Here is an 18,084-nt window from a genome sequence, read left to right on the forward strand (position 1 = left end):
TCAGCTGCCCGACGTCGCGCAGTCGCCGCCGGAGGGGAGCACGCGGATGTCGGTGCCGACGTGGCTGGTGGTCGTCGTCGGCTCGGTGCCGTCCGTGTAGACGAGGGTCGCGCCGCGCGCGGTGCCCTCGGTGCTCGGCCCCGCGGTGCGCACCGGCACCTCGAGCGTGCGCTGCGACGGATCCACGAGCCAGCCGTCCGGGGCGGGCTCGACCTCGAGGTTCATGCCCGCCTCGAGATCCACCCGGATCACCTGGACGGGCCGGTCGAGCGCGTTGTCGAGGCCCTCGAGCACGAGGGTCGCGGAGCCGTCCGGCCGCGCCACGACGCAGAGCTCCTCCGGCGCTCCGCTCACCGTGAGCGGCCCTGAGTCGCCGCCGCATGCCGCGAGCATCCCTACGAGCGCACCCGCGGCGGCGAGCACCACCGCGCTGCCCGTCCGACGACGTCGTCCGCCCATCCGCGCCTCCCCCTGCACCCGGCGCGGAGCATCACCGCGCTGGGCCCAGTGTGGCGGCCCTCGCACCGCCAGAGGGCGGAATCGGCACGCGACGCGCACCCTCGAGCCCGCCTTCGGAGAGTTCGTCACGCACGGCGACGCGAACTCTCCGGCGGGACCCGCACAAGCCCGTGACCGGCCGCGGCGCCGCGCCTAGCCTGCCGAGATGACGGACCTTCGCGGCCAGATCGGCCACCACTACGAGGCGCAGATCGACGAGGACGCGCGGCTGCGCTCCGGCATCGGGCGGCTGGAGCTCGAACGGGTGCGCGAGATCGTGCGGCGGTCGCTGCCGGCCGCGCCCGCGCGGGTGCTCGACGTCGGCGGCGCGACCGGCGTGCACGCCGAGTGGCTGCTCGCCGACGGGCACGAGGTGCACCTGGTCGACCTGCTCCCCTCGCACGTCGCGCGCGCCCGCGAGCGCCTGGGCGGGGCGGCGGGCTTCTCCGCGGAGGTGGCCGACGCGCGGGCGCTGCCGGTCGCGGACGCGAGCTACGACGTCGTGCTGCTGCTGGGGCCGCTGTACCACCTGCAGGAGGCGCCGGACCGCGCGGCGGCCTGGCGGGAGACGGTGCGCGCGGTGCGGCCGGGCGGAGCGGTGATCGGGATGGCGATCTCGCGGTTCGCCTCGGTGTTCGACGGGCTCGCCTGGGGGTCGCTGTTCGACCCGGAGTTCCGGTCGATCGTGGAGGCGGACCTGGCCACGGGCCGGCACGAGAACCCGGAGCGCGACCCGCGCTGGTTCACGACGGCGTACTTCCAGCGGCCGGACGAGCTCGCGGCGGAGGCGGCGGCCGCCGGGCTGGAGGGCGTCGAGGTGCTCGGCGTGGAGGGCATCGCGGGCTGGATGCGCCACCTCGGGCCGCGGATGGACGACGACGCCGGCCGGGAGACGCTCCTGTGGTCCGCGCGCGCCGTGGAGAGCGAGCCGAGCGTGCTCGGGCTGAGCCCGCACCTGCTGGCGGTCGGACGGCGGCCGGTCGGCTGAGCCGCGAGCCTACGATGGCGGTCCGTGGAAGCCTGGGGCGCCGACCTGTACGGACAGCCGTGCCGCGCCTGCGGCTGGTCATGGGAGACAGAGCCTGCCGACGCCCTCGCGTACGTGCGCGGGCTGCCGGGCGTGATCGAGGCCCTCATGGCAGGGCGGACCGGCCAGGAGCGGGGCGCGGGTCTGGCCTGGTCCTCCGGCGAGTACGTCTGCCACGTCGGGGACAACCTGCGGCTGTGGGCCGAGCGGGTGGCCGGTCGCCTGGCGGGCGACGACGGCGTCGTCGGCGGCTACGACCCCGACGAGCTCGCGCGGGCGAGGCGGTACGAGCAGGTACGCCTGGCGGCCGCGCTGTGGTCGCTGCGGCGGGCGGCCGAGGACTGGGTGGCGGTGATGGAGCTGGCGCTCGCGCGGGGGCTGGTGCTGACCCACGCGACGCGAGGCGCGCAGGCAGCGGCCGACGTCGCCCGCAACAACGCCCACGACGCGCACCACCACGTCTGGGACATCGGGCGGTGCCTCGCCGGTGGCGGGCCGGTGGCGACCGCGCCGTAGCGCGGCGAGCCGTCAGTCCTGCGCCGGGCCGGGCTCGGGTTGCGGCTCGGACTGCGGCGCAGCGCCACCGGCGAGCGGTGTGGGGACCGGCGCCGTCGCCGTCCGACGCGCGAGCACCGTCACCATCAGCGCGACGCCCCAGGCGATGGCGAGCCAGCCGCCCGTCGTGCCGAGGCTGCCGTTGTGGTCGGGGAACGCGATGGACGTCGCCCCGAACCAGCCCGCCGAGAGCGCGGCGCTCGACGCCGGGAGCCACGCGCCGCGCGTCCGGAGCATGGCCAGCGCTGCGACCAGGAGCGTGGCCAGGGCGAACGCGGCGTGCGCGGGCCAGTGGTCGAGGTTCTGCGTGACGTCGGAGGACACGGTGGGGTCGCGGAAGGCGTTCACGGCCTGGCTGGCGATGGCAATCGCCGGTAGGAGCCCGGCGAGCACGACGACGGCGACCGGCGCGTCTCGGCGCGTGAGCTTCCGCTGCGGGCTGGGCGGGAGGGCGGGCGAGCCGTGGAGCGCGCGCACAGCGGCGACGAGCCCGACGGCGAGGGCGGCCGGGACGAGGTGTCCGAGCTCCGGCGCCGCGGCCGCACCGAGCGCCAGGGCGACCGCGGTGACGAGGATCTGCTGCGCGGCGGCGTCGTGCTGCGGGCGGAACGCGAGGACGACTGTCGGGACGCCGAGCAGGACCGTGTAGAGGAGCCCCCAGCTCGTCTCGATGAGGTACGCGTTGTAGAAGTCCTCGAGCGGGACCAGGGGAACCGTGAGGTCGATGATCCCCATCAGCCCGATGAGCCAGACGAGGACGCCGAGTGCAGCGAGGGCCGGGGCGGCTGCGCGGGCGTAGGGGGAACGCTGGGGGACTCTTCCTGTGGAGTGCACATGCTCATCCTGCCAACCACCCGTCGATGGCCCGGCGCGCAGCGACGGCGATTTCGTGTCGCATCTCTTCATCGGCGACGCGCTGCGGTCGCTAGGGTATCGCCGTGCCGCCATACCAGGCTGGGGGAGAAAATGACGCAGGACAAAGCGTTCGTCGTGATGCAAGTGGGCGAGAAGGACAGCATCGAACGTCGTCGTGCTGACGACATCTACAACTACATCGTTACGCCCGCGCTCACCGAGTTCGGCATCACGCCGTACCGGGCCGACCTCGACCCTTCCCCGGGCGGAATCACGGCCAAGATGCTCTCCGAACTCATTAACAGTCGCCTGATCATCGCCGACCTCACCGGTCGGAACCCAAACGTCTTCTACGAACTGGGCATCGTGCATGCATTTGCGAAGCCTCTCATAAGCGTTGCAGAGGCGGTGACCGACCTACCCTTCGACACTAAGGACGAACGCGTCATTGAACTCGGGATGTGGGGGGAGGCCGGCTTGACGTACGTGCAAGGAGAGCAGGCGAAGCAATCGCTACGCGAGAGCCTCAAGATCGTGCTTGCCGAGGGCTACACTCCACCCTCGCCACTCCGCGACCTCGCTGCGAACCGTTCCATTGACGAACTGGCGCCGGAGAACCCCGTCGCCGCGGAACTCGCTCAGATGAGAGCGACGCTCGACGAGTTGCGGCACAGAGTAATGCCTCGACCGAGCATTCCTCAGAATGTACGCGAAGACCTCAAGGTGCTCCGAGAAACGGTCGAGCGCAACCTCGACGCATTGGAGGAGTGGGAGCTGGACGCGCTTTGGAACGAGCGGACGAGCGCGAACCAAGACCAATGGGCCACAGAAATGCGGGAGAAGTGGAGCCCGCCCGCCGAGCCTGTGAGCAGTGATCCGTGGGCGACGCCTCCGTCACCCGGCACAAACCCCTTTGTCGACGAGCCGCCGTTCTGACGCTGGCCCACCTCCTACCGCACTGGGTCGCTGGGGTTCAAGTTCACATGTGGCGCTTTGCGTCGGCATAGGTCTCGCCAATGTGGACCGACAACGCGAATTCGACCCGGGTCGGACCAAACAGCAAGCGGCCGGCCTCCACAGCCGAGTCACGCAGTGCCTGAGCGGCGTCCTCGGCGACCCCGCCTGGAGAGTGCACCAGAAGCTCGTCGTGGAGGAAGAAGACCAGGTGGGGGCGGCCCGGGATCGTCAGGAGGCGGCGGCGTAGGGCGGCCATCCAGCACAGGGCCCACTCCGCCGCGGTTCCCTGGACGATGAAGTTCCTGGTGAAGCGGCCCCAGTCGCGTCGCGCCGACCGCGCCGCGCGCGCGTCCTCCGGGCCCGCACCCTCGACCGACGCGGCCGCGACCAGGTCCTGCCACCGCTGCGAGGGGAGTGGTGACGAGCGGCCGAGCCACGTCGTCACCACCTCGCCGCGCTCCCCCGCGCGTGCCGCGGCCTCGACCATCGCGATGGCCCGCGGGAACGCCCGCTCCAGCCTGGGCATGAGCGCCGCAGAGTCGCCCGTCGTGGCGCCGTACATCGCGCCCAGCATCGCGACCTTGGCCTGTTTGCGGTCCGCGACCACGCCCGCGTCGACGAAGCCCTGGTAGAGGTCCGCGTGGCGGCCGGCGCGGGCCATCGCCTGGTCGCCTGACATCGCCGCCAGGACGCGCGGTTCGAGCTGCGCCGCGTCGGCCACCACGAGCTTCCAGCCCGGGTCCGCGACCGCCGCACCCCGCACCGCCGCGGGGATCTGCAACGCGCCGCCACCACTTGTGGCCCACCTCCCAGAAACCACGCCACCTGGGACGTAATCTGGGCGAAAGCGACCACCCGAGACCCACGTCTCGAGCCAGGCCCACCCGTTCGCGGTGTACAAGCGCGAGAGGCGCTTGTATTCGAGCAATTGCTCGACTATCGGACCGCCGTGGTCGCGCAACTCCCAAGAACGGGTGCTGGAGACCTCTATCCCTGCACGTCGGAGGCCGTTCAGCAGCTCGGCGCTACTGTCGAGATTCAGAGTCGGCTGACCGAGGGCCTCGCGCACTTCTCGAGACAATCTCTCCAGGCGCTCCGGACGGCCCCCTCCCGCGGGCCGCTCGCCCAGGATCTCCGTGAGGATCCGGTCGTGCGCCTCCGCGCTCCACGGGAGCCCGTCGTGGGTCATCTCCGCGGCGATCAGCGCGCCCGTGGACTCCGCCGCGAGCAGCAGCCGGAGCCGTCGCGGCGCCTGAGACCCGGCCACCGCATCGAGCTGCAGCCGCAGCTCCCCCACCACGTCCAGAGGCTCCTCAACGGCCGGTCCGGCGTCCTCGTCGTCGAACAGCGTGGCCGTCCGAGCACCAGGCGAGGCCTCCGCGGCGCGCGGCGCGTCCCACGGGCCACGCGGCGCAGCGGCTAGCGCAGACCCCGCGCAGAACGCACTCCCCCGCAGGATCGCGTGGCAAAGCCGCAGGTCATGGGCACGTTCCACCCTCACACCAGCCGCCAGGAGCGCCGGGTACCGACGCGCGGTGTCGTCCCACACCCAGCGCGGCCGCGCCGCACGCTCCTTCGCCAGGACGGCCTCAGCCGCACGCTCGGCGGGAACGGACTCGCGCGCGAGGGGCGCGCCGTCGTCCGTGGCGTCCTGGAGGACGAGCCACCCGCGTCGAGCGGCGTCGTCGTACAGCAGGGCCAGGGACACGGTCCATCCTCGCGCCCGCCCCCGACATCGGGCCCCGCGACACCCGCGCCCGCCGACGCCGGGTCCCCGCACCCGAGACCCGACGACCGGTTTCGCAGATCGACTTGACCCTGACGCAGCGTCAGGCCCGCATGCTCGCCGACATGACCACTCCGACACCCACCCAGCACGCCATCCAGGTGCGCGGCCTCACCAAGTCCTTCAAGGACGTCGAGGTCCTCCGCGGCGTCGACCTCGACGTCCCACCGGGCAGCATCTACGCCCTGCTCGGCTCCAACGGCGCCGGCAAGACCACGACCATCCGCATCCTCGCCACGCTCCTGCGGCCCGACGGCGGCACCGCCGTCGTCAACGGCCACGACGTGACGACCCAGGCTCACGACGTCCGCGCCTCGATCTCGTTGACAGGCCAGTTCGCCGCCGTCGACGAGATCCTCACCGGACGCGAGAACCTCACGCTGGTCGCCCGGCTCCGCCACCTGCCGAACCCCGGCGCCATCGCCGACGACATGCTCGCCCGCTTCTCCCTCACCGACGCCGGCAACCGCCGGGCGGGCACCTACTCGGGTGGCATGCGGCGGCGGCTCGACATCGCGATGAGCCTGGTCGGCAACCCGCCGATCGTGTTCCTCGACGAGCCCACCACCGGGCTGGACCCGCAGGCGCGCCTGGAGGTGTGGGCCGCGGTCCGCGAGCTCGCCGCCCGCGGCACCACCGTCCTGCTCACCACCCAGCACCTCGACGAGGCCGAGCAGCTCGCCGACCGGATCGCCATCCTGCACGAGGGCCGGATCCTCGTGGACGGCACCCTCGCCGAGCTCAAGCAGCTCCTGCCGGCCGCCACCGTCGAGTACGTCGAGAAGCAGCCGACGCTCGAGGACGTCTTCCTCACGCTCGTCGGCGCCCCGACCGGCGCCCCGACCCCGACCCCCGCCAAGGAGACCCGATGACCGCCCACACCTACGCCGACACCGCGGCCCTCACCGGCCGCTCGCTGCGCCACATCGCCCGCAGCCCGGACACGATCATCACGACGGCCGTCACGCCGATCGCGATGATGCTGCTCTTCGTCTACGTCTTCGGCGGCGCGATCGACACGGGCGCCACCGCCGAGCCCTACGTCACCTACCTGCTGCCCGGCATCCTGCTCATCACCATCGCGTCGGGCATCGCGTACACGGCCTACCGGCTGTTCATGGACATGGACAAGGGCATCGTCGAGCGGTTCCAGTCCATGCCGATCGCGCGCTCCGCGGTCCTGTGGGCGCACGTCCTGACGTCGCTGGTCGCGAACCTGATCTCCCTCGTCATCGTCGTGCTCGTCGCCCTGGCCATGGGGTTCCGGTCCGGCGCGGGCGTCGGGGCGTGGCTCGCCGTCGTCGGGATCCTCGTGCTGTTCACGCTCGCCCTGACCTGGCTGGCCGTCGTCGCCGGCCTGTCCGCGACGAGCGTCGACGGCGCCAGCGCGTTCTCCTACCCGCTGATCTTCCTGCCGTTCATCAGCTCGGCGTTCGTCCCGACGGCGTCCATGCCCGGCCCGGTGCGGTGGTTCGCGGAGAACCAGCCGGTGACCTCGATCGTCGACGCGATCCGCAGCCTGCTCACCCAGCAGCCGGTCGGCAACGACGCGTGGATCGCGCTCGCCTGGTGCGTCGGCATCCTCGCCGTGGCGTACGGGCTCGCCGTCGCCGCTTACCGGCGCAAGGTCGCCTGAGCCCGGCCCGGACTGACCCGGCCCGCGCCGTGTCAGTCCGGGCCAGACCGAGAGAGGATCACCCCATGCTCACGATCGGCGAGCTCGCCACGTACGCCGGCGTCACCGTGCGCACGGTCCGGCACTACCACCAGGTGGGGCTGCTGCCCGAGCCCGAGCGCGACGCCTCCGGCTACCGACGCTACGGCGCGACGGCCGTCGTGCAGCTCAATCCGCATCCGCACCCTCGCCGACGCCGGCGTGCCCCTCTCACAGATCGCCCAGATGCTCGACGCCGACGAGGAGACCTTCGCCGCCGCCGTCCACCGGATCGACGCCCGCCTGCGCGCCGAGGTCCAGCGCCTGCAGACCAGCCGGCGGCAGATCGCCCAGCTCGCCGCCGGCGAGAGCCTCGCCCTGCCGCCCGAGGTGACCGCCTACCTCGACCGGCTCCGCGCGCTCGGCGTCTCCGAACGCATGGTGACCAGCGAGCGCGACGCGTGGATCCTCGTCGCCGCTCGCTGGCCGGACAAGGTCCGCGAGTGGATGCCCGCCAAGATCGCGGAGCTCGAGGACCCGCGCGTCGTCCGTCTCTACCGGCTGCTGTCTCAGGTGTTCGACAGCGACGACGCGGACGAGGCGATCATGCGCGAGATCGCCGACCTGATGGCCGCGATGTTCGAGGAGGCGGAGGCGTCCGGCCGGTCCGACCTGGATCACGTGCAGGACGACGCCTCGTACGACCTGCTCGACTCCTTCGCCCTCGAGAAGGACCCGCGGTCGGCCCGACTCGCGGAGCTCATGCGCGAGCGCGGCTGGGACGGCTGGATCCGGCTCGAGCGCGTGGACGACAAGCGCCACTGACCCCCGGCACCGCGAACCCCCGCCTGCGAACCCCGGCGAGCCTCAGGAGAACGACAGGACCAGGCCCACGAACCCCGCGGCCGACACGGACGCGCCCACCCAGTACGACGCCGGCTGCTCGTGGCCCTCCAGCCAGTGCGCGACCGGGATCGAGATCAGCGCCGCGACGGCCGTGAACGTCTGCGCGAGCCCCGGCTGCAGCGTCCGCAGGGCCCAGACCAGCGCCGTCACGCCCAGCACCGGGCCGACCAGCGCGTTCGAGCTCACCCAGAACAGCGCCGTGTCGGGCAGCCGCGAACCAAGCGACCCGAAGTCGTCCCGCTCGCGGTCACGGCCCGGCGCGAAGCCACCGGCCGGGCTCAGCACCGACCGGGCGCCCGCCATCCACCGCGACAGCACCCACACGACCACCCAGGCGGCGAGCGCGACCGCCAGGCCGCCGACCAGGCGGTCGAACGACGCCGACACCACCTGCTCGAGCGCCGGCCGCGCCCCCTGCCCGGTCTCCAGCGCGCGCTCCTGCATGTCCAGCAGCGCCTTGCGCGTGATGACCAGGCCGAGCCCCTGCGCGGCCGCGGCCAGCAGCGCCATCCCCATGCCGAGCGTCAGCCGCGGCGGCCGCCCGCCCTGCCGGATGAACGGCGCCAACCCGAGCACGACCCCGCCCAGCACGACGACGGCCGCGACCGCCGACTCCAGGGAGATCTGGTCGGAGAACCACAGCCACGCCGTCGCGCCGGCGACCAAGGCCGCCGTCGTCTCCACGACCAGCGACGCGAGGGGCGCGCCCAGCAGCGGGAGGGCGCGGTAGAGCGCCACGCCGCCGACGCCGAAGCCGACGACGCCGGCCAGGAGCAGCAGGCCCGTCTCCTCGCCGAACCCCTGCCCCAGCGCGAGCGACGCCACACCCAGCACCGCCGTCGCGAGCGCGAGCCGCCAGGCGTTCGCCTTGACGAAGCCGACCAGTCGGATGGCTCGGCGCGCGGCGACAGAGGTGACGCCGAAGAACAGCGCTGAGACGATCCCGCCGATCATGCCCCGATCATGCCGGAAACCTCGGCCCGCAGACCCAGGACGAGCTCGCTGACCTGGTCGGGTGTCACGCGGGCGAGGGCCTGCCGGTTGAGCAGCAGCGCGGGTGGCGCGTCGCACATCCCGATGCAGTTGGCCCACGACAGGGTGAACAGGCCGTCCGGCGTCGTCTCCCCGAAGGAGATGCCGAGCTCGTGCTCCAGGCGCGCGGCGATCGCACCCATGCCGGCCATCGCGCACGAGATGGTGCGGCACAGGTGGATCACGTGCGTGCCCGTCGGCGTCGTGTCGAGGAAGTGGTAGAAGGTCACCACCCCCTGCACGTCCACCGGCGGGATGCCCAGCCGGTCCGCGACCACCTGCATCGCGACGTCGCTGATCTGCCGCCGCTGCTGCCGCAGCGCCTGCAGGATCGGGATCAGCGCGCTCCGGTCGTCCCCGTACTCGGCCACCAGGTCGTCGATGGCCTCGATGAGACCGGCGTTCGCGGCCTCCACCTCGGCGGGAAGGGTGATCATCGGGCACCCCCGTTCGTCGGCGCGTTCGTCGTGGCGTTCGTCGTGGCGGGCACGGTCATCGACGGCGTCGCGATGAACGCCCCGCGCGGCGTGTAGGTGGTGTGCAGCAGGTGGTGGCTGGTGTGGCCGCACGGGCCGTCGGTGAGGAACTCCTCGTAGACCCGCAGCACGGCCGGGTTCTCGTGGCTCTTGCGCACGCGCCCGGTCTCGCCGTACCGCGCGTCCTCCCCGTAGATGGCCTTCGCGCGGGCGGACCGGATCTCCTTCGACGTCGGGATGGGCTGGCCGCCGCCGCCCAGGCAGCCGCCCGGGCAGGCCATGAACTCGATGAAGTGGCACTCGCTGAAGCGCCCGCCCGCCTTGATGTCCTCCATCACCTTCTGCGCGTTCGCGGTCCCGTGCACGACGGCGAGCTTGAGCGTCACCCCGCGCAGCCAGTCCCAGTCGGGCACCAGGTGGGCCAGCAGCGGGGGCACCGGGCCCAAGGTGTCCGGCAGCGTGATCTCCGCGTACCGGGTCTCCTCGAACCCGCGCACCGGCGTGATGTCGGCGTGGTCGAACAGGTCCTCGACCTTGCCGCCGGTGACCAGCTCGACGACGGTGCGCAGCGCGGCCTCCATGACGCCGCCCGTCGCGCCGAAGATGACGCCGGAGCCCGACGCCGTCCCGAACGGGTCGTCGAAGTCGCTCTCGGGCAGGTCCGGCAGCCGGATGCCGAGTTCGCGGATCATCCGGCCGAGCTCGCGCGTGGTGAGCGAGACGTCGACGTCGGGGAAGCCCGAGTCCGTCATCTCCGGCCGGTGCGCCTCGAACTTCTTCGCCGTGCACGGCATGAGGGAGACCGAGACGACGTCGGCCGGGTCCAGGCCGTTCTTCTGGGCGTACCAGGTCTTGATGAGCGCGCCGAACATCTGCTGCGGGCTCTTGCAGCTCGACAGGTTCGGCGCGAACTCCGGGTACTTGTGCTCGAGGTACTTGATCCAGCCCGGCGAGCACGACGTGAACTGCGGCACGGGCCGGCCGTGGTCGCCGAGGACGAGGTTCTCGTAGAGCCGCACCAGCAGCTCCGTGCCCTCCTCGATGATCGTCAGGTCCGCGCTGAAGTTCGTGTCGAAGACCTTGTCGAAGCCCAGCTCGCGCAGCGCCGAGTTGAGCTGCCACGTCACCGGCGTCCCCGGCGGCAGGCCGAACTCCTCACCCATCGCCGCGCGCGGGGCGGGCGCCGTCTGGATGACGACGTGCTTGGTGGGGTCCTCGATGGCGCGCCAGACGTCGTCGGTGTTGTCGACCTCCTGGAGCGCGCCCGTCGGGCAGCGGTTGATGCACTGGCCGCAGTTGATGCAGACGACGTCGCTGATCGGCAGGGTCAGGTAGGGCGACATCGTCGTGGAGTCGCCGCGGCCGATGACGCCGAGCGCGCCCACGCCCTGCAGCTCCGCGCACGTGCGGATGCAGCGCAGGCAGTGCACGCACTTGTTCATGTCCCGCCGGATCGACGGCCCGAACGTGTCGAACAGCCGGGTGGGCTCGGTGCGCTGGCCGAACCGGAAGTGGTCGCTGCCGTACTCCGCGGCGAGGTCCTGCAGCTCGCAGTTGCCGTTGCGGCCGCAGGTCTGGCAGCTGCCGCAGTGCTCGGCCAGCATCAGGTCGACGATCGTCTGCCGGGCCTGGCGCACGCGCCGGCTGTACGTCTGGATCTCGATCGGCGTCGTGATCGGGTAGGCGCAGCTCGCCTGCAGGGCCCGCTGCCCGGTCACCTCCACCACGCAGATGCGGCAGACGCCGACGTCGGGCAGGTCGGGGTGGTGGCAGAGCGTCGGGATGCGGCGGCCCGCCTTCTCCGCCGCCTCGAGGATGGTCGAGCCGACGGGCACCTCGACCTCGTGGCCGTCGACGGTGACGGTGACGGAGGTGCTGGTGACCGCGGGGCCGCCCGGCATGCCGGGGGTGCCGAGGCGCAGGGTCGTGGTCATCGGTTCGTTCCTTCCGCGCTCACCGGGCCGCTCATCGGGCACCGACGGGGATGTGGCCGAGGACCTCGGACCGGTAGTTCTCGATGATCGACAGGAGCACGTTGGGGGCGGCCTGCCCGAGGCCGCACTTCGACGCGATCCGCATCGTCTGGCCGAGGCTCACCATGTCCTCGAGCTGCTGCACCGTGAGCTCGCCGCGGCGTAGCGCCCGGATGCCCTCGAGCAGCTTGACGTTGCCGACCCGGCACGGGGTGCACTGCCCGCACGACTCGTTGGCGAAGAACCACTGCAGGTTCTCGGCCACCTCCAGCAGGTCCCGCCACGGCCCGACGACGATGACGGCGCCGCCCGTGGACACGTCCTCGTAGCTGATGGCGCGGCCGAAGTCGCGCGCCGGGACGCACGTGCCCGCCGCACCGCCGACGATCGCCGCCTTGGCGTCGTGGCCGCCCGCGGCCTCGATGACCTCGGCGATGCTCACGCCGAGGGGGAACTCGTAGACGCCGGGGCGCTGGACGTCGCCGGAGACGCTGAGCAGCTTCGGGCCGGTCGACCGGTCGGTGCCGATGTGCGCGAACCAGTCCGCGCCGCGGGCCAGGATCGCCGCGGCCCACGCGAACGTCTCGACGTTGTTGACGACCGTCGGGGCGCCGCGGAACCCGGAGACCACCGGGAACGGCGGCCGGTTGCGCGGCTCGCCGCGGCGGCCCTCGAGGCTCTCGATGAGCGCCGTCTCCTCGCCGCAGACGTACGCGCCCGAGCCGAGGTGAATGGTGATGTCGAACGCGAAGCCCGACCCTGCGACGTCGGGCCCCAGCAGGCCGGCCGCGCGCCGGCGCTCGAGGCACGCCTCGAGGTCGGCGAGCAGGTAGACGTACTCCCCGCGCAGGTAGCAGATGCCCTCGTGCGAGCCGATGGCGTAGCCCCCGATGGTCATGCCCTCGAAGACGAGGTCGGGCAGCTCGGCCAGGAGCACGCGGTCCTTGAAGGTGCCCGGCTCCCCCTCGTCCGCGTTGCACACGACGTACCGGACGCCGTCGGGCGCCACCGCCTCCGCGGCGAGCTGCCACTTGAGGCCGGTCGGGAAGCCTGCGCCGCCCCGGCCCTTCATGCCCGACTCGCGGATGGTGGCCACCACGCCCGCCGGGTCCAACGCCAGCGCGGCGCGGAGTCCTTGCTCGGCCTCGATCGTGGCGAGGGTCATCGGAGTTCGAACGCTCATCGGCGTCACCCCTGAGCTCGGAGGTTGCGCGGCGACTGTGACGCGCACCACGAACGTACGGGCGCATACACCCGGCCCGCCTGGGCCCTTTGGGCCCAATGTCTCCCCCGCGATGTGACCCCGGCCACACAACCGACTCCTGGCCCGTGCGGGCGGCGGCGAGGGTCAGCGGCGAGGGTCAGCGGCGGGCGGCGTCCTCGTGGATGGCGATGAACAGGGAGTACGGGACGCCGTCGGGGTCGGGGGTGCGGGAGGCGAACTCCTCCAGCAGCTCGCCGATCCGCCGGCCCAGCTCGGCGCGACCGGCCTCGTCGAGGCGCACGCCGAGGCGCCCGAGGGAGACGCTCTCCGGGTCGGCCTCGCCGAGCTCCTCGAGGAACGTCTCCACGAGCAGCCCGTTGAGCATCGGGCCAGCCTCGGTGCGCCAGGTCTTGCGCGTGGCCAGGTACGGGACCTCGCGCGCGCCGCGCGCGCCGCGCCGCTCGGGCTGCGCCGCGAGGAACCCGCGCTCGGCGAGCGTGCGCACGTGGTGGTAGACGGTGCCGGGGTCCCGGCGCAGGCGTGCGGCGATCTCGCGGTTGGTCAGCGCCTCGTCCAGGCACAGGCGCAGGATCCGCCACCGGACGACGGAGGCCAGGGCACGGGCGTCGGCGTCGACGTCGGCGTCACGCTCGAGGCCTCCGTCGGGGTCGTGATCGGTGACGCGGTCGGGGGCGCGGTCGTCGTCGGCCATGCCGCCATCTTACTGATTGACTTTCCCAAATCACCGGAGGATGCTCCTCGGGTGAGCATCCCCGACGGACCGGACGGTCGCGGCCCCGAGCCGCCGGAGGGCCACCGCGTCACGCTGCCCGACGGCGCCAACCCCGCCGCGCCCGCCCGACGCCGGTCGCTCGCCTTCCACCGCAACTTCCGTCAGCTGTGGATCGGCGACGCGTTCGGGCAGCTCGGGGCGCAGCTGGCGATCTTCGCCCTGCCGATCTACGCGGTGCAGACGCTCGCCGCGACCGAGCTCGAGATGGGCTTCCTCACGGCTGCCGAGACGGTGGCCTTCCCCGCCATCGGGCTGCTGGTCGGCGCCTGGGTGGACCGGATGAACAAGCGGCGCACGCTCATCGCCGCGGACCTCGTGCGCGCCGCCGCGCTCGCGGTCGTCGTGGTCGCCGGGCTCACCGGCCACGGGTCGGTGCCGCTGCTCATCGGCGTCGCCGTGGCGATGAGCTGCGCCTCCGTGTTCTTCGACGTCGCGCACCAGAGCTACGTGCCGGGGCTCGTCGGCCTCGAGCACATCGCCGAGGGGAACTCGAAGCTGCAGGCCACCCAGTCGGTGGCGATCGCCGTCGGGCCGGGCCTGGGCGGGCAGCTGCTGCGCGTGGTGACGGCGCCCGCGCTCGTCGCCGTCACTGTCGTCACCTACCTGGTCTCGGCGCTCGCCGTCGGGCGGATCCGGCACGACGAGACCCTGCCCCCGCGCGAGGAACGGCGGCCCCTGCGGACCGAGATCGCCGAGGGGCTGCGGTTCGTCCTGGGCCAGCCGCTGCTGCGCCGGATCGTCGCGTGCACGGGGCTGTCGAACCTCGCCGGCTCGATCAGCGGGGCGCTCATGGCGATCTACGCGCTGCGCGTCCTCGACCTCACCCCGGCGGCGTTCGGCGCCGTCGGCTCCGCGGGGGCGATCGGCGGCCTGGTCGGCGCCGTCGTCGCCGAGCGCCTGAGCCGGTGGATCGGCGAGGGCCGGGTCATCGCGCTGGCCGCCGCCGCGTGGCTGCCGGCGATGGCGCTCACCCCCCTCGCCCTGCCCCTGGCCGAGGCCGGCATCCCCGCGAGCGTGACGCTCGTCGTCGGCGGCGGCCTGCAGATGTTCTGGATCGTCGTCTACAACGTCGCGCAGGTGTCGTTCCGCCAGCGCCTGTGCCCGCCGGCGCTGCTCGGCCGCATGAACGCGTCCGTCCGGTTCCTCGTCTGGGGCGGCATGCCGCTCGGCGGGCTCATCGGCGGGTTCCTCGGCACGCACGTCGGCGTGGTCGAGACGCTCTGGATCGCCGTGGCCGGGACGGTCGTCGGGAGCCTGCCGGTCCTGCTCTCCCCGCTCGCCCGGATGCGCGACCTGCCCGGCGCCGCGCCGACGCCGGCCGCCTGAGCCCACCTGTTGACGCCCCGGGGCGGCGCCTCTAGTTTAGACAGGTCTAAACACGTTCACCGGCCGCCCGAGGAGGCGTCGTGACGGATCCCACCCCCACCCCCACCAGCACCGCGGCGAGCGCGACCACCGCCGCCACCGCCAGCGCGCTCCAGGTCGAGATGCACGGCATCGACGTCATCGCAGACGCCGACCGCAAGGGCAGGCCCCGCGACCTCTTCTGGCCGTGGTTCGCCGCCAACGTCTCCGTGCTGGGCATCAGCTACGGCGCCTGGGTGCTCGACTTCGGCATCTCGTTCGCGCAGGCGACGATCGCGAGCGTCGTCGGCATCGTGTTCTCGTTCCTGCTCTGCGGCTTCGTGGCGCTGGCGGGCAAGCGGGGCTCCGCACCGACCATGGTGCTCAGCCGTGCCGCGCTGGGGGTGCGCGGCAGCCGGGTCGCCTCCGCGCTGTCCTGGATCCTGACCGTGGGCTGGGAGACCGTGCTCATGGCGCTGGCGACGCTCGCGGTCGCGACCGTCGCCGGCAGCCTCGGCTGGGGCGACGGCGACGCGACCAAGGTGATCGCCCTCGTCGTCGTCGGCGCGCTCATCATCGCCGGCGGCATCTTCGGCTTCGACCTGATCATGCGGCTGCAGACGATCATCACGATCGTCACCGCGGTCCTGACGATCGGCTACGTCGCGCTCGTCGTCGACGAGATCGACCTCGACGCGGTCAGCGCGATCCCCGCCGGCTCCGCGCAGGCCTTCATCGGCGCGCTCGTCTTCATGATGACCGGCTTCGGCCTCGGCTGGGTCAACATGGCCGCCGACTACTCGCGCTACCTCCCGCGCCACACCTCCGGCCGCGGCGTCGCCGGCTGGACGACGTTCGGCGCGGCGCTCGCCCCGCTCTTCCTCATCGTCTTCGGCCTGCTCCTGGCGGGCTCCGACGACGACCTGCGCGTGGCGATCTCCGGCGACCCCATCGGTGCGCTCACCGAGATCCTGCCGACCTGGTACCTGATCCCGTTCGCGATCGTCGCCGTCTCCGGCCTCATCGGCGGCGCCGTGCTCGACATCTACTCCTCCGGCCTGGCGCTGGTCTCCACCGGCCTGCCGGTCAAGCGCCCGGTCGCCGCCGCCATCGACGGCGTGATCATGGTGCTCGGCACGATCTACATCGTCTGGGGCCCGGACTCGTTCTTCGGGATCTTCCAGGGCTTCCTCATCACCGTCGGCGTCCCGATCGCCGCGTGGGCGGGCATCATGCTCGCCGACGTCGCGATGCGCCGCCGCGACTACGACGAGGGCGACCTGTACCGGCACCACGGCCGCTACGGCGACGTGCCCGCCGTCCCGATGGCGATCCTCGCCACCGGCGCCGTCCTCGGCTGGGGCCTGGTCACCAACGGCTACGCGGAGTGGCTCGGCTGGCAGGGCTACCTGCTCGACGTCGTCGGGCTCGGTGGGCGTGAGGGCGACTGGGCGTACGCGAACCTCGGCGTCCTCGTCGCGCTCGCCTTCGCCTTCGTGGCGACGCTCGCCCTGCGCGCCGGCGCGGTGCGGCACCAGGAGGCGCTGCCCGCCTCGCCCGAGGTGGTCGTCGCCGAGGGCGCCCGCCCGCTGCTCGACGAGGGCGGCCAGTGATGAACGACCTCGCCGCGACCGCCGCGACCCTGCGGCCCGCCCCGAGCAGCGACCCGGCGCGGACGGTGCTCGCCGTCATCGACATGCAGAACGTCTTCGGCGAGCCGGGCAGCCCGTGGCTGACCCCGCGCTTCGCCGACGTCGTCGAGCCCGTCCGGCAGCTCGCCGAGGCGTACGGCGACCGGGCGGTGTTCACGCGCTTCGTCGCGCCGGACAGCCCCCAGGGCTCGTGGGTGCCCTACTACGAGGAGTGGTCGTTCGCCCTCCAGCCCCCGGACGCGCCGCTGTGGGACGTGGTGCCCTCCCTCGACGACGCCGCGGGGCCCGCCGAGCGGGCCGGCCGGGTGGTCTCCGCGACCACCTTCAGCAAGTGGTCGCAGCTGCGCCCGCTCGTCGGGCCGCACGGACGCCTCGTGCTCTGCGGTGTCAGCACCGACTGCTGCGTCATCTCCACGGCCCTGGCCGCGGCGGACGACGGCATCGAGGTGCTGGTCGTGGCCGACGCCTGCGCGGGCGTCGACGACGACTCGCACGCGAAGGCGCTGCACGTCATGAGCCTGTACGCGCCCCTGGTCCGGGTCGTCGACCTGGCCGAGGGCCTGGCGCTGGCACGGGAGGCCGAGCACCGGTGACCGGCACCCCGGGCCGGCGCGTCCGGCTCAAGCACGAGCGGATCTCGAGCGAGCTGGCGCGCGAGATCCGCTCGGGCCGGCTGCGGCGCGGCGCCCGGCTGCCCGGCGAGGTGGCGCTCGCCGAGCGCTTCGGCGTGAGCCGCACCACGGTGCGCGCGGCCCTCGCCGAGCTGAGCGAGGACGGGCTCATCGCCACCCGCACGGGCAAGGGCTCGTACGTCCTGTACGACGGCGAGCCGCTGGACAACCCGCAGGGCTGGGCGCGGGCGCTCGCCTCGCGCGGCGTGGACTCCCGCGTCCGGGTGCTGTCCGTGGTGGCGGGCCGCGCCCCGGAGCTCGCCGCGCACCTGCCCGACGGCGCGCGCGTCGTCGTCGTCGAGCGGGTGCGCGAGCTCGCCGGCCCGGACGGCACGCCCGCGAGGCCCATCTCCTACGAGCGGGCCACGCTCCCCGCCGTCGGGCCCCTCGCGGACCTCCCGACGCGCGGGCTGACCGGCTCGCTCTCGGCCGAGCTCGTCGCCGCAGGGCTCGCCGCCGACCACGGCGAGCAGCGCGCCGCCTGCCGCCGCCTCGGTGAGCGGGAGGCGGCGCTGCTCGGGCGCGACGTCGGCACGTGGTTCCTGCACACCTGCCGGACGTCGCTGACGGCGCAGGACAGCCTCGTCGAACGCGTCGAGAGCCTCCTGGACCCGGAGCACTTCGAGCTGTCCCTCACGTTCGGCAGCGACGCGTGATGCTCGTGGGCCACGATGGGATCGTCGACGACAGGGGGCTGAGCC

The 18,084-nt window shown here is 72.9% G+C and carries 18 protein-coding genes and 1 pseudogene; 11 read left to right on the forward strand and 8 right to left on the reverse strand.

Annotated elements, in window-relative coordinates:
* The gene (locus tag AFE02nite_RS12250) at window positions 1-459 is read right to left on the reverse strand and encodes a hypothetical protein (protein WP_146819745.1); all 459 of its coding nucleotides are present in this window, start codon (window positions 457-459) and stop codon (window positions 1-3) included.
* A 205-nt stretch (window positions 460-664) separates the two neighbouring features.
* Here AFE02nite_RS12250 and AFE02nite_RS12255 point away from each other — a divergent pair, with 205 nt between their 5' ends.
* Both AFE02nite_RS12255 and AFE02nite_RS12260 read left to right on the forward strand, forming a co-directional pair.
* Window positions 665-1,486 (forward strand): class I SAM-dependent methyltransferase, encoded by an 822-nt coding sequence (locus tag AFE02nite_RS12255; protein WP_034245084.1) that lies wholly within the window; start codon window positions 665-667, stop codon window positions 1,484-1,486.
* A gap of 24 nt (window positions 1,487-1,510) precedes the next feature.
* Window positions 1,511-2,041 carry a hypothetical protein gene (locus tag AFE02nite_RS12260; RefSeq protein WP_146819746.1) on the forward strand — a complete coding sequence of 177 codons (531 nt, stop codon included), beginning with the start codon at window positions 1,511-1,513 and terminating at the stop codon, window positions 2,039-2,041.
* 12 nt (window positions 2,042-2,053) lie between these two features.
* On the opposite strand, the gene AFE02nite_RS12265 is transcribed toward AFE02nite_RS12260, so the two are convergent.
* On the reverse strand, window positions 2,054-2,914 hold the full coding sequence (locus tag AFE02nite_RS12265; protein ID WP_146819747.1) for a hypothetical protein: 861 nt from the start codon (window positions 2,912-2,914) through the stop codon (window positions 2,054-2,056).
* A 132-nt stretch (window positions 2,915-3,046) separates the two neighbouring features.
* Between AFE02nite_RS12265 and AFE02nite_RS12270 the strand changes: the two genes are divergently transcribed.
* Window positions 3,047-3,871: a hypothetical protein gene (locus tag AFE02nite_RS12270; RefSeq protein WP_052113579.1), complete on the forward strand. Its 825-nt coding sequence runs from the start codon at window positions 3,047-3,049 to the stop codon at window positions 3,869-3,871.
* Between the two features lie 43 nt (window positions 3,872-3,914).
* Here AFE02nite_RS12270 and AFE02nite_RS12275 read toward each other — a convergent pair whose 3' ends face one another.
* Window positions 3,915-5,600: a bifunctional 3'-5' exonuclease/DNA polymerase gene (locus AFE02nite_RS12275; RefSeq protein WP_034245089.1), complete on the reverse strand. Its 1,686-nt coding sequence runs from the start codon at window positions 5,598-5,600 to the stop codon at window positions 3,915-3,917.
* 143 nt (window positions 5,601-5,743) lie between these two features.
* Between AFE02nite_RS12275 and AFE02nite_RS12280 the strand changes: the two genes are divergently transcribed.
* The 4 genes and pseudogenes from AFE02nite_RS12280 to AFE02nite_RS12290 all read left to right on the forward strand — a co-directional run bounded on the left by AFE02nite_RS12280 (window position 5,744) and on the right by AFE02nite_RS12290 (window position 8,157).
* Window positions 5,744-6,550 (forward strand): ABC transporter ATP-binding protein, encoded by an 807-nt coding sequence (locus AFE02nite_RS12280; RefSeq protein ID WP_034245113.1) that lies wholly within the window; start codon window positions 5,744-5,746, stop codon window positions 6,548-6,550.
* Window positions 6,547-7,314, forward strand: coding sequence for an ABC transporter permease (locus tag AFE02nite_RS12285; RefSeq protein ID WP_034245092.1), 768 nt, complete (start codon window positions 6,547-6,549; stop codon window positions 7,312-7,314). The genes AFE02nite_RS12280 and AFE02nite_RS12285 overlap by 4 nt, the downstream gene beginning before the upstream one ends.
* 65 nt (window positions 7,315-7,379) lie before the next feature.
* Window positions 7,380-7,463 (forward strand): annotated as a pseudogene (locus tag AFE02nite_RS17770) (MerR family DNA-binding transcriptional regulator); the annotation flags it as partial.
* A 91-nt stretch (window positions 7,464-7,554) separates the two neighbouring features.
* Window positions 7,555-8,157, forward strand: a complete 603-nt coding sequence (locus tag AFE02nite_RS12290; protein WP_261765607.1) for a MerR family transcriptional regulator — start codon at window positions 7,555-7,557, stop codon at window positions 8,155-8,157.
* A 42-nt stretch (window positions 8,158-8,199) separates the two neighbouring features.
* Here AFE02nite_RS12290 and AFE02nite_RS12295 read toward each other — a convergent pair whose 3' ends face one another.
* The 5 genes from AFE02nite_RS12295 to AFE02nite_RS12315 form a co-directional block, all read right to left on the reverse strand.
* Window positions 8,200-9,192 carry an EamA family transporter gene (locus AFE02nite_RS12295; RefSeq protein WP_034245094.1) on the reverse strand — a complete coding sequence of 331 codons (993 nt, stop codon included), beginning with the start codon at window positions 9,190-9,192 and terminating at the stop codon, window positions 8,200-8,202.
* Window positions 9,189-9,707, reverse strand: a complete 519-nt coding sequence (locus AFE02nite_RS12300) for an NADH-quinone oxidoreductase subunit NuoE family protein (RefSeq protein WP_052113580.1) — start codon at window positions 9,705-9,707, stop codon at window positions 9,189-9,191. Before AFE02nite_RS12300 ends, AFE02nite_RS12295 begins: the two co-directional genes overlap by 4 nt.
* Window positions 9,704-11,680, reverse strand: a complete 1,977-nt coding sequence (locus tag AFE02nite_RS12305; protein WP_146819748.1) for an NADH-dependent [FeFe] hydrogenase, group A6 — start codon at window positions 11,678-11,680, stop codon at window positions 9,704-9,706. Before AFE02nite_RS12305 ends, AFE02nite_RS12300 begins: the two co-directional genes overlap by 4 nt.
* 31 nt (window positions 11,681-11,711) lie before the next feature.
* The gene (locus AFE02nite_RS12310; protein WP_034245097.1) at window positions 11,712-12,902 is read right to left on the reverse strand and encodes a complex I 51 kDa subunit family protein; all 1,191 of its coding nucleotides are present in this window, start codon (window positions 12,900-12,902) and stop codon (window positions 11,712-11,714) included.
* A gap of 178 nt (window positions 12,903-13,080) precedes the next feature.
* Window positions 13,081-13,635, reverse strand: coding sequence for an ArsR/SmtB family transcription factor (locus AFE02nite_RS12315; RefSeq protein ID WP_034245099.1), 555 nt, complete (start codon window positions 13,633-13,635; stop codon window positions 13,081-13,083).
* A gap of 51 nt (window positions 13,636-13,686) precedes the next feature.
* Between AFE02nite_RS12315 and AFE02nite_RS12320 the strand changes: the two genes are divergently transcribed.
* The 4 genes from AFE02nite_RS12320 to AFE02nite_RS12335 all read left to right on the forward strand — a co-directional run bounded on the left by AFE02nite_RS12320 (window position 13,687) and on the right by AFE02nite_RS12335 (window position 18,039).
* Window positions 13,687-15,042: an MFS transporter gene (locus AFE02nite_RS12320; protein ID WP_261765608.1), complete on the forward strand. Its 1,356-nt coding sequence runs from the start codon at window positions 13,687-13,689 to the stop codon at window positions 15,040-15,042.
* A 161-nt stretch (window positions 15,043-15,203) separates the two neighbouring features.
* A complete protein-coding gene (locus AFE02nite_RS12325; RefSeq protein WP_052113582.1) occupies window positions 15,204-16,673 on the forward strand; it encodes a purine-cytosine permease family protein in 1,470 nt (489 codons plus the stop codon).
* Window positions 16,673-17,305: a cysteine hydrolase family protein gene (locus tag AFE02nite_RS12330; RefSeq protein WP_146819749.1), complete on the forward strand. Its 633-nt coding sequence runs from the start codon at window positions 16,673-16,675 to the stop codon at window positions 17,303-17,305. The genes AFE02nite_RS12325 and AFE02nite_RS12330 overlap by 1 nt, the downstream gene beginning before the upstream one ends.
* Window positions 17,302-18,039 carry a GntR family transcriptional regulator gene (locus AFE02nite_RS12335; RefSeq protein WP_146819750.1) on the forward strand — a complete coding sequence of 246 codons (738 nt, stop codon included), beginning with the start codon at window positions 17,302-17,304 and terminating at the stop codon, window positions 18,037-18,039. Before AFE02nite_RS12330 ends, AFE02nite_RS12335 begins: the two co-directional genes overlap by 4 nt.
* The last annotated feature ends 45 nt before the right edge of the window (window positions 18,040-18,084 follow it).

Origin of the sequence: Actinotalea fermentans, assembly GCF_007991475.1 — a bacterium.
GTDB lineage: Bacteria > Actinomycetota > Actinomycetes > Actinomycetales > Cellulomonadaceae > Actinotalea > Actinotalea fermentans.